Source organism: Mycobacterium sp. shizuoka-1 (assembly GCF_002723835.1).
Classification (GTDB): Bacteria; Actinomycetota; Actinomycetes; order Mycobacteriales; family Mycobacteriaceae; genus Mycobacterium.
Window position 1 is genome coordinate 133,751 of the sequence record NZ_BEWG01000031.1, and the last position, 10,506, is coordinate 144,256.

Annotated in this window: 10 protein-coding genes and 2 pseudogenes; 9 read left to right on the forward strand and 3 right to left on the reverse strand. The window is 69.2% G+C overall.

The window, feature by feature from the left end:
- Positions 1-44: 44 nt before the first annotated feature.
- The 3 genes from MSZK_RS11115 to MSZK_RS11125 are packed head-to-tail and all read left to right on the forward strand — an operon-like array spanning position 45 to position 3,647.
- Positions 45-1,292: a glutamate-5-semialdehyde dehydrogenase gene (locus MSZK_RS11115; protein WP_099247699.1), complete on the forward strand. Its 1,248-nt coding sequence runs from the start codon at positions 45-47 to the stop codon at positions 1,290-1,292.
- Positions 1,293-1,309: 17 nt separating this feature from the next.
- A complete protein-coding gene (locus MSZK_RS11120) occupies positions 1,310-2,197 on the forward strand; it encodes a MoxR family ATPase (RefSeq protein WP_099247701.1) in 888 nt (295 codons plus the stop codon).
- 4 nt (positions 2,198-2,201) lie between these two features.
- Entirely contained in the window at positions 2,202-3,647 is a 1,446-nt protein-coding gene (locus MSZK_RS11125; RefSeq protein ID WP_099247703.1) for a VWA domain-containing protein, read from the forward strand.
- 88 nt (positions 3,648-3,735) lie between these two features.
- On the opposite strand, the gene MSZK_RS11130 is transcribed toward MSZK_RS11125, so the two are convergent.
- A complete protein-coding gene (locus MSZK_RS11130; RefSeq protein ID WP_233211228.1) occupies positions 3,736-4,941 on the reverse strand; it encodes a PE-PPE domain-containing protein in 1,206 nt (401 codons plus the stop codon).
- A 175-nt stretch (positions 4,942-5,116) separates the two neighbouring features.
- Here MSZK_RS11130 and nadD point away from each other — a divergent pair, with 175 nt between their 5' ends.
- From nadD to MSZK_RS11155, 5 genes and pseudogenes are all read left to right on the forward strand, one after another.
- Positions 5,117-5,746, forward strand: a complete 630-nt coding sequence (gene nadD / locus MSZK_RS11135; protein WP_255414205.1) for a nicotinate-nucleotide adenylyltransferase — start codon at positions 5,117-5,119, stop codon at positions 5,744-5,746.
- A complete protein-coding gene (gene rsfS, locus MSZK_RS11140; RefSeq protein ID WP_099247709.1) occupies positions 5,743-6,150 on the forward strand; it encodes a ribosome silencing factor in 408 nt (135 codons plus the stop codon). The genes nadD and rsfS overlap by 4 nt, the downstream gene beginning before the upstream one ends.
- Positions 6,147-6,815 carry a glucosyl-3-phosphoglycerate phosphatase gene (gene gpgP / locus MSZK_RS11145; protein ID WP_099247711.1) on the forward strand — a complete coding sequence of 223 codons (669 nt, stop codon included), beginning with the start codon at positions 6,147-6,149 and terminating at the stop codon, positions 6,813-6,815. Before rsfS ends, gpgP begins: the two co-directional genes overlap by 4 nt.
- Positions 6,805-7,542 (forward strand): diglucosylglycerate octanoyltransferase, encoded by a 738-nt coding sequence (octT, locus tag MSZK_RS11150; protein ID WP_099247713.1) that lies wholly within the window; start codon positions 6,805-6,807, stop codon positions 7,540-7,542. The genes gpgP and octT overlap by 11 nt, the downstream gene beginning before the upstream one ends.
- A gap of 3 nt (positions 7,543-7,545) precedes the next feature.
- A pseudogene (locus tag MSZK_RS11155) lies at positions 7,546-8,355 on the forward strand (DegV family protein); the annotation flags it as partial.
- A 5-nt stretch (positions 8,356-8,360) separates the two neighbouring features.
- Here MSZK_RS11155 and MSZK_RS11160 read toward each other — a convergent pair.
- Positions 8,361-8,912, reverse strand: a complete 552-nt coding sequence (locus MSZK_RS11160) for a YceI family protein (protein ID WP_099247715.1) — start codon at positions 8,910-8,912, stop codon at positions 8,361-8,363.
- 98 nt (positions 8,913-9,010) lie between these two features.
- The gene (locus tag MSZK_RS11165) at positions 9,011-10,066 is read right to left on the reverse strand and encodes a dihydrodipicolinate reductase (protein ID WP_099247717.1); all 1,056 of its coding nucleotides are present in this window, start codon (positions 10,064-10,066) and stop codon (positions 9,011-9,013) included.
- Positions 10,067-10,178: 112 nt separating this feature from the next.
- On the opposite strand from MSZK_RS11165, the pseudogene MSZK_RS11170 reads away from it, so the two are divergent.
- A pseudogene (locus MSZK_RS11170) lies at positions 10,179-10,506 on the forward strand (hypothetical protein); the annotation flags it as partial.

Here is a 10,506-nt window from a genome sequence, read left to right on the forward strand (position 1 = left end):
AGCCCCCACCTGCCGGTTGGTGGGGAGACCGATACCCTGGGGTAATGAGTGTCGAGGCGCCCGCGGTCGTTGATGTCCGCGACCAGGTGCATGACGCGGCCCGGCGCGCGCGGGTCGCCTCACGCACCCTCGCAACCGTGACCACCACGGCCAAGGACCGGGCCCTGCACGCCGCTGCCGACGCCGTGCTCGCCCACGCCCATCAGATCCTGGCCGCCAACGCCGCCGATCTGGACGCCGCACGCGCGGCGGGCACCGCCGAGGCGATGCTGGACCGGCTGGCGCTCAACCCGCAGCGGATCGACGGCATCGCAGCCGGCCTGCGCCAGGTCGCCGGGCTACCGGACCCGATCGGCGAGGTGCTGCGCGGGCGTACCCTGCCCAACGGGCTGCAGCTGCGTCAGCAGCGCGTCCCGCTGGGCGTGGTCGGCATCGTCTACGAGGGCCGGCCCAACGTCACCGTCGACGCGTTCGGCCTCACCCTCAAATCCGGCAATGCCGTCCTGCTGCGCGGAAGCTCGTCGGCCGCGCACTCCAACGCCGCATTGGTCACCGCGCTGCGCGGCGCATTGGCCGGTGAGGGACTGCCCGAAGACGCGGTGCAGCTGCTGCCGAGCGCCGACCGCTCCAGCGTCACCCACCTGATCCAGGCCCGCGGCCTCGTCGACGTGGTGATCCCGCGCGGCGGTGCCGGACTGATCGACGCCGTGGTGCGCGATGCCACCGTGCCCACGATCGAGACCGGCGTGGGTAACTGCCACGTGTACGTGCACTCGGCCGCCGACCTCGACGTGGCCGAGCGGATCATCCTCAACGCCAAGACCCGGCGGCCCAGCGTCTGCAACGCCGCCGAGACGCTGCTGCTCGACGCCGGCATCGCCGACACCGGGCGGCTCCGGCTGCTCGGCGCGCTGCAGCGGGCCGGCGTCACCCTGCACGAGAACCCCGGCGAAGACGACCTGCGCGCCGAGTACCTGTCGATGGACATCGCCGTCGCCGTCGTCGACGATCTGGACGCTGCGATCGCACACATCAACACCTACGGGACCGGCCACACTGAAGCCATCGTCACCACCAATCTCGCTGCGGCGCAACGGTTCACCGAACGCGTCGACGCGGCCGCGGTGATGGTCAACGCCTCCACGGCGTTCACCGACGGTGAGCAGTTCGGCTTCGGAGCCGAGATCGGCATCTCCACCCAGAAGCTGCACGCCCGCGGCCCGATGGGTCTGCCCGAGTTGACGTCAACCAAGTGGATCGTCTGGGGAGACGGCCACACCCGACCTGCCTGATCACGACAGGAGAACCCGTGACTGAAACCCCGGCACGCCCGGCGCCGCTGTTCGCCGACATCGACGATGTCTCCAAGCGGCTCGCCGAGACCGGCTACCTGCCCGACACCGCCACCGCCACCGCGGTGTTCCTGGCCGACCGGCTGGGCAAGCCGCTGCTGGTCGAGGGGCCGGCCGGTGTCGGCAAGACCGAACTGGCCCGCGCCGTCGCCCAGTGCACCGGCTCGGGCCTGGTGCGGCTGCAGTGCTACGAGGGTGTCGACGAGGCCCGGGCACTCTACGAGTGGAACCACGCCAAGCAGATCCTGCGGATCCAGGCGGGCTCGGGGGCTTCCAGCGACTGGGACCGTACCAAGGACGACGTGTTCAGCGAGGAATTCCTGCTGTCCCGCCCGCTGCTGACCGCAATCCGGCGCACCGACCCCACCGTGCTGCTGATCGACGAGACCGACAAGGCCGACATCGAGATCGAAGGCCTGCTGCTGGAGGTGCTGAGCGACTTCGCGGTCACGGTGCCCGAATTGGGCACCATCACCGCGTCGCGCACCCCGTTCGTGGTGCTGACCTCGAATGCCACCCGGGAGCTGTCCGAAGCGCTCAAGCGGCGCTGCCTGTTCCTGCACATCGACTTTCCCGACGCCGAGCTCGAGCGGCGCATCCTGCTGTCCCGGGTGCCCGAACTGCCCGAGGCGCTGGCCGCCGAACTGGTCCGCATCATCGGCGTGCTGCGCGGCATGCAGCTCAAGAAGCTGCCCTCGGTGGCCGAGACCATCGACTGGGGCCGGACCATCCTCGCGCTCGGGCTGGACACCATCGACGACGCCACCATCGCCGCGACTCTCGGTGTGGTGCTCAAGCACCAGTCCGACCAGCAGCGCGCGGCCGGCGAACTGCGGCTGAACTAAGCCGATGGCCGTCCGCCGGGTGCGACCCCCACAACCGCTGGCTCCGCACGGCCTGCCCGGTCATCTGGTGGGCTTCGTCGAAGCCTTGCGCGGTCAAGGCATTTCGGTCGGACCCTCGGAAACGGTCGACGCCGGCCGGGTGATGACCGTGCTGGGGCTCGGAGATCGGGAGGCACTGCGCGAAGGTCTGGCCTGCGCGGTGCTGCGTCGCGCGGATCACCGTCAGACCTACGACGCGCTGTTCGATCTGTGGTGGCCGGCGGCCCTGGGCGGGCGCACCGTCCTGGTCGACGAGGACGCTGACGGGGACCCCCCGGAGGGCTTGCCGCCCGAGGACATCGAGGCGATGCGGGGCATGCTGGCAGACCTGCTGGCCCAGAACCCCGACATCGGGGACATGGACGAGCGGCTGGTGGCGATGATCGCCCAGATCGTCGAGGCGTACGGCCGCTACACCTCGAGTCGCGGTCCGTCGTACTCGTCTTATCAGGCGCTCAAGGCGATGGGACTCGACGAGCTGGAGGGCCGGCTGCTGGCCGGCCTGCTGGCCCCGCACGGCGACGATCCGAGTCCCACCCAGGAGCAGATCGCCAAATCACTTGCGGCGCAGAAGATCGCCCAGTTGCGCCGGATGGTGGAAAGCGAGACCAAGCGGCGTACCGCCGAGCAACTCGGTCGCGACCACGTCCAGATGTACGGCATCCCGCAGTTGGCCGAGAACGTGGAGTTCCTGCGGGCCTCCGGTGACCAGCTGCGCCAGATGCGCAAGGTCGTCTCACCGCTGGCGCGGATGCTGGCCACTCGGCTGGCCGCCAAGCGCCGCCGCCACCGGGCCGGCGCGATCGACATGCGCAAGACGCTGCGCAAGTCGATGTCGACCGGGGGTGTGCCGATCGACGTCGTGCTGCGCAAACCGCGCCCGGCGCGTCCGGAACTCGTCGTGCTGTGCGATGTCTCGGGATCGGTGGCCGGGTTCAGCCACTTCACGCTGCTGCTCGTGCACGCCCTGCGCCAGCAGTTCTCCCGTGTTCGCGTCTTCGCCTTCATCGACACCACCGACGAGGTGACCCACCTGTTCGGGCCGGACGCGGACCTCGCCATGGCCATCCAGCGCATCACCCGCGAGGCGGGGGTGTACACCCGCGACGGGCACTCCGACTACGGCAACGCGTTCGTCTCGTTCACCGAGAACTTCCACAACGTATTGTCCCCGCGCAGTTCGCTGCTGGTGCTCGGCGACGGACGGACCAACTATCGCAATCCCGCCACCGACGTGCTGGCCCACATGGTCAGCGCCAGCAGGCATGCGCACTGGCTCAACCCCGAGCCGCGGCATCTGTGGGGCAGCGGCGATTCGGCGGTGCCGCGCTACGAAGACGTGATCACCATGCACGAATGCCGGTCGGCCAAGCAGCTCGCCGCGGTGATCGATCAGCTACTGCCGGTCTGATGTCGCCCAAACCGACGCTTGGCAGCGAGAGTGCGAGTAGAAGCCTGCAAAACGTCGATCTCGGCGTCCGCGGGCGCCCAAGGTACACCTAGTCGGCGGTCTTCGACGGCCGGGCGCTGCCGCCGGTGCCCTTCGTGTGGCCGCTGTCCCCGGTCGCGGCGGCCTTTTTCGGCGGGCTTGCCTTGACGGCGTCGGCCTTCGGCGTGTCCGCTCTGGGCGAGTTCGCCTTTGGGTTACTCGTTGCCACCGGCGCTTTCGCGGCGGCTCGCACGCTCGGGGCGGTGGTGTCGGTTTCGGTCTCGGGATCCGTCGTCTCGACCGTTGCGGCGGCCTTCGGCGCAGCCTTGGCGGCGGCGCTGGGCAGCCCGGGCAGACTCGGCAGACTGGGAAGGCTGATCGAAGGGAACAGCTTGGCCCGCGTCGGGGCGCTGTAATCGGTTCGGTCGTAACCCATCTCGATGAACCTGCGCAACACCGGGTCGATGGCGCCCAGCACCGGATCGGGCACGATGCCCTTGAGCGGCATCAGCAACGGAACCAGGGGAGTCCGGATCAGGTAATACGTTGTGTCACCGTGCTGTTGGTAGTACGCGCTGCCGCCGGCCTTGGCGGCCTCGATGTCGGCCGCGGTGAGCTCGGTCTGGGTTTGCCCGTGCACGTAGACCATGCCCATGATCGCGTTGACCGTCGCCAGCAGATTCAACGGGTAGGTCGGGAAGTCCGCCCAGCCGTCGCACTGGCGTGCCACGTCGATCGTCGTATCGCCGTTGTCGGGCGTCGCGCCGGTGAAGCTGATGTCGAGGACCGGGATGTAAAGCCCGGCGAACCGTTCCATCACCCCGCCGTTGGGTCGGCTCGGGTTCTCGACGAGCACGAAGGTGTTACCCGTCCCCTCGGGGTGGGCGGCCTTGTAGCGAGACAGCACGACCGCGCCTTGGGAGTTGCCGAACACCACGTCGCCGTCAGGGTTCCTGGCTTCGACCCGCGCCACGCCCTGGGCCACCGACTTGTTCCACGTCAGATCGAAGATGTAGTTGTTCGAGACCGGCCAGAAGCCGGCGTTGTAGTCGATGAAACCGCTCGACACCGGGGGGTCGGCGGGCGTGTCGGTGCCGTCCAGAACCCGGCTGATGAAGTCGCGGTACTGCTGGTCGGTGGGTGTCCAGCCGATGTTGGTGCCGCGCAGGTAGTCCACGCTCGCCGCGGTCAGCACCGGCGCGGTCGACGCCGTGGGGGTGAGGGCCATCGTCACCGCGGCGGCCGCAGCCACCACACCGGTCACAGGCAGTGTCATCCGTCGGTTACCGAAGTTCTTCATTGAACGCCCCTTGATCGGCATAACTCGACTCAGGGCGAAATGCTACCTGAACCGGGCGGATTCCCCGCTAAGGTATTTGCCAGCGCACGGGCAGTGCGGCCGCCCGCCAGCGTCGGGAAACGCCCGGCAGCCTCCCGTAAGCTGGTCAACCGTGGTTTCTTCGGCGCGGCGCAGGCTCGGCGTGATGGGTGGGACGTTCGATCCCATCCACAACGGCCACCTGGTTGCCGCCAGCGAGGTGGCCGCGCTGTTCGAGCTCGACGAGGTGGTGTTCGTTCCCACCGGTCAGCCCTGGCAGAAGACCCGGGAGGTGACCGCCCCCGAGGACCGCTACCTGATGACGGTCATCGCCACCGCCTCCAACCCCCGGTTCTCGGTGAGCCGCGTCGACATCGACCGGGGCGGTCCCACCTACACCAGCGACACCCTGCGCGATCTGCGGTCGCTCAATCCCGACGCCGAGCTGTTCTTCATCACCGGGGCCGATGCGCTGGCCTCGATCCTGTCCTGGCAGAACTGGGAGGAGCTGTTCGCGCTCGCAAAGTTCGTCGGCGTCAGCCGGCCGGGCTATGAACTCAACGGCCAACACATCGTGGCCGCCTTCGACCAGCTGCCAGAGGAAGCGTTGAGCTTGGTCGAGGTGCCCGCACTGGCCATCTCGTCCACCGACTGTCGCGTCCGCGCCGCCGGGAACCGGCCGATCTGGTACCTGGTGCCCGACGGCGTCGTCCAGTACGTGTCCAAGCGCGGCCTGTACACAACCGAGGAGATCACCACGTGACCGCGTCCGACGAAGCAATCCAGATGGCAGGAGTGGCAGCCCGGGCCGCCGCGGCCAAGCTCGCGCAGGACGTCGTCGTCATCGACGTCTCCGGTCAGCTGGTCATCACCGACTGCTTCGTGATCGCCTCGGCGTCCAACGAGCGGCAGGTCAACGCGATCGTCGACGAGGTCGAGGAAAAGATGCGGCAGGCGGGATACAAGCCCGCCCGCCGGGAGGGCACCCGGGAAGGTCGCTGGGTGTTGCTGGATTACGTCGACATCGTCGTCCACATCCAGCACCAGGAGGAGCGCAACTTCTACGCACTGGACCGGCTCTGGCGGGACTGCCCGCTGGTCTCGGTAGACCTCGACGACGTGGATGCCACCGCCGCGGCGGCAGCAGCGGATGAGGACACCCCATGAGAGTGCGCCGGCTGGTCATGCTGCGGCACGGCCAGACCGAGTACAACGCCGACAGCCGCATGCAGGGCCAGCTCGACACCGACCTGACCGATCTGGGCCGGGCCCAAGCCGTCGCCGCGGCCGAAGTGCTGGCCAAACGCCAACCGCTGCAGATCGTGTCCTCGGATTTGCGTCGCGCGTTCGACACCGCGGTGGCGCTGGGGGAGCGCACTGGGCTGCGCGTGCAGATCGACACCCGGCTTCGGGAAACTCACCTGGGCGACTGGCAAGGACTGACCCACCATCAGGTGGATGACGCCGCCCCTGGAGCGCGGCTGGCGTGGCGTGACGACGCCACCTGGGCCCCGCACGGCGGTGAGAGTCGCATCGACGTCGCCGATCGCAGCTTGCCGCTGGTTGCGGAATTGGTTGCCGGTGAACCGGAATGGGGATCAGAGGAGCCCGACCGGCCGGTGGTGCTGGTGGCGCACGGCGGGCTGATCGCCGCCTTGTGCGCCGCTTTGCTCCGGCTGCCGGTGCAGAGCTGGCCGGTACTGGGCGGGATGGGCAACGCCAGCTGGGCCCAACTGTCCGGTCACAGCGCGGACGACGCGGGGTTCGACGACATCCGCTGGCGCCTGGATGTCTGGAACGCCTCGGCTCAGGTGGCCAACGATGTCCTCTGATTCCCGCGCTACGCTCCTGATCTTCTGCGATTCACTGTCCTACTACGGGCCGCAGGGCGGCCTGCCGTCCGATGATCCCAGGATCTGGCCCAATATCGTTGCCCGCCAACTGGGTTGGGATGTCGAGCTGATCGGCCGGATCGGCTGGACCAGCCGCGACGTGTGGTGGGCGGCCACGCAGGACCCGCGGGCCTGGGCTGCGCTGCCACGCGCCGGGGCGGTGATCTTCGCGACCAGTGGGATGGACTCGCTGCCGTCGCCGCTGCCCACCGCGCTGCGCGAACTGATCCGGTACGTCCGGCCGTCCTGGTTGCGGCGCTGGGTACGCGACGGTTACGGCTGGGCGCAGCCCAGGCTATCGCCGATCGCCCGTCCCGCGCTGCCTCCGCACCTGACCGTCGAGTACCTCGAAATGACCCGAGGTGCACTGGATTTCAACCGCCCGGGTTTGCCCATCGTCGCCTCGGTTCCCTCGGTACACATCGCCCCCACCTACGGCATGTCGCATCGAGGCCGGGCGGGCACGGTCGCGGCGATCAACGAATGGGCCGGCGAGCACAACATCCCGGTCGTCGATCTGAAGGCCGCAGTGGCCGACGAGGTCCTGGCCGGCCGGGGCAATCCCGACGGGATCCACTGGAACTTCGAAGCACACCAGGGTGTCGCTGAGCTGATGCTGAAAGCGCTTGCCGAGGCCGGTGTTCCGCTCGACTCTGCGCGCGACTGACCCATGACCGTTGTCGTGGTCACCGACTCGTCGGCTCGGCTGGGGTCCGATGTCGTGAGCGCCTGCGATATTCGCGTTGTGCCGCTGCACATTCTGGTCGACGGCCACGATCTGCGCGACGGGGTCGACGCGGTCCCGGCTGACCTGTACCAGCGAGGGCACGTGACCACCGCCGGCGCCACGCCCGGTGAGCTCGCCGCGGCCTACCGGGAAGCGTTGGACGACAGCGGCGGGGACGGCGTGGTTGCGGTCCACATCTCCGGTGAGCTCTCCAGCACGTTGGGCGCCGCCGAGTACGCCGCGCGTGAGTTCGACGGCGCCGTGCGGGTGGTCGATTCGAAGTCGACGGCCATGGGTACCGGATTCGTCGCGCTGGCCGCGGCCCGCGCGGCGGCTGCGGGCGCCGATCTGGACGCGGTTGTCGCCGCGGCGGAATCGGCGGTCTCCCGCATGCGGGCCTACATCGTCGTCCATCGGCTGGACAACCTGCGGCGCAGTGGCCGGATCGGTACGGCGGCATCCTGGCTCGGTACCGCGTTGGCCCTCAAGCCGCTGTTGCGGATCGATGAGCAGGGCCGGCTGGTGCTGGCCCAGCGGGTGCGCACCGCCTCCAAGGCGCAGGCGGCGATGGTCGAGCAGGTGCTCGAGGCGGTGGGCGAGCAGCGCGCCGCGCTCGCGGTCCACCACATCGACAATCCGGGCGCCGCGGCCGAGGTGGCGGCCACGCTGGCCGCCGCGTTACCCGGCTGCGGGGAGGTGGTCGTCACCGACCTGGGCCCGGTGCTCGGCGTGCACGTCGGCGCGGGCGNCCTGACCGGTCAGGCCTGCCGCAGCGCCTCGATCTCCAACGTCACGGTGACCTTGTCGCCGACCACCGCGCCACCGGTTTCCAGCGGCATGTCGATGTCGATGCCGAAGTCCTTGCGGTTCAGCACCACCGAGGCCTCGAATCCGGCGACCGCGCCGTGGCCCATGCCGGGATTGACGCCGTTGAACTGCAGCGCCAGGCTGACCCGCCGAGTCACACCCTTGAGGGTGAAGTCGCCCTCGAGCCGATAGTCGTCGCCGTCGGGGGTCACCGAGGTCGACACGAAGGTGGCGGTGGGATAGGTCCCGACGTCGAAGAAGTCGGCCGCCCGCAGGTGGGCGTCACGCTGCTCGTTGCCGGAGTTCACCGAGGCGACGTCGATCTCGGCGGACACCGACGGGGTGCCGTCCTCGGCCACGGTCACGGCGCCGCTGAACGTGCCGAAGGTGCCGCGCACCTTGCTGACGACGAGATGGCGTACCGAGAAGCTGATCGACGAGTGGACGGGGTCGATCGCCCAGGTTCCTGCGCTGAGGTCGGTGGTCTGAACCGGTGCGGCCATGGTGGGTTACTCCTTGATCCGGTGGCGCCGGACCCGCTGCCCGGCACTTCACCGGAGTTAAACGGACCGCAGTCCGGATCAATTCCCGCCCAGCGGGCTCAGCCGGCGAACCGCCCGGTCACCGGCGGCAGATCGGCCAGCGTCACGATCCCCGGTGCGGCCGCGACGACCGCCGGGACGGCATTGGTCACCGGCATCGCGGTGTAGATCATGCCCAGCCCCATGAAGCCGGGCTCCGGCCAGTTCTTCGGCGGCAAGCAGTGCAGCACCGTGCGCATGTTGGGCACCCCGAACACCTGGATCACGTGGCCGTGCTCCAGCGGCTTGGGCGGCACCACATGGCTTCCCATGATCCAGTTGAAGCCGACGCTGACCACATTGCGGTCACCGACCCAGCCCCGGTGGTAGCCGTACACCCCGCCGACGGTGCCCGCCGGGATCGTCATGAACCCCAGGTCGCTGTCACCGGTGGCGGTGGTGAACGTGACGTCGAACGTCATCCGGTCCAGCGTCGCGCCGATCGCATCGGCCATCATCGCCGCCGACTCGGCGAACACCTCGCTCTCGACCCGCACGCTCTCGGCCAGCCCCGGGGTGCTCGGGTCGCAGCCGAAGCCCATCGCGGACTGGGTCCCCGCCGACTCGTAGGTGGAACAGTCCACCGACTCGGTGATGCGGATCTCGTCGACACGCTCGCACGAGCCGGAGAGCACCATCCCGACCATGTTCGTCATCCCGGGGTGTGCACCGCTGCCGAAGATCGTGGAATTGCCGCGCTCGCAAGCCTTTCGGATGCGGTCGAGGTCCTCGGGGCTCTGCTTGCCGCCGGTGATCCAGGCCGCCGACGCGCAGACGTTGACGCCGGCCTCCAGTAGCGTCACCAGCTCGTCGATGCTGGGCCACAGCGGGTTGTAGCAGCAGGCGTCGGGCTTGGCGGCCAGCAGCGCGTCGATGTCGTTGGTGGCCGTGACACCGGTCGGCTCTGGCCAGCCCGACAGCTCGGCGGCATCCACCCCGACCTTGTCGGCGCCGTGCGCGTACACGCCGACCAGTTCCATGTCGGGCCTGCCGATGATGGCGTGCAGCGACCGGCGGCCGATGTTGCCGGTCGTCCACTGGATCACCCGGATGGGGCGGTCGGTGATGGCGGTCAAGGCAGTCCTCCTCGGCTGGCGTTCGGTACACAGTTGCGGATTCATCCACAGCTTCGCCACCGGACGTCCCGCACAGCGGATTCGCATGGGCGGCGGGCCCTACGGTCGCGGCATGCGAACCGAGCAGCCGCTGGCCAGCCTGCACCGCCGCCTGCGCCCGCACGACGTCAGGGACGACGACACCGCCGACGACGCGGACGATGACGAGATCGCGGTGCCCAGTTGGATTCCCGACGGTCACACCGGCCGGCGCGACTGGCTCGCGGCGATCCGGGCCGACCCCGGCCGGGCCGGAGGTATCACGCTGGCAGTCATCGCCGTCGTCGCCGTCCTGATCACGGTGTTCACCCTGACGCGTGACGACCCACCGCCGGTCATCGCGGCCAAGCTCCCAGCGGTCGAGATGGTGTCCTCGGCGGCCGCCCGCCCCGGCCCGGACC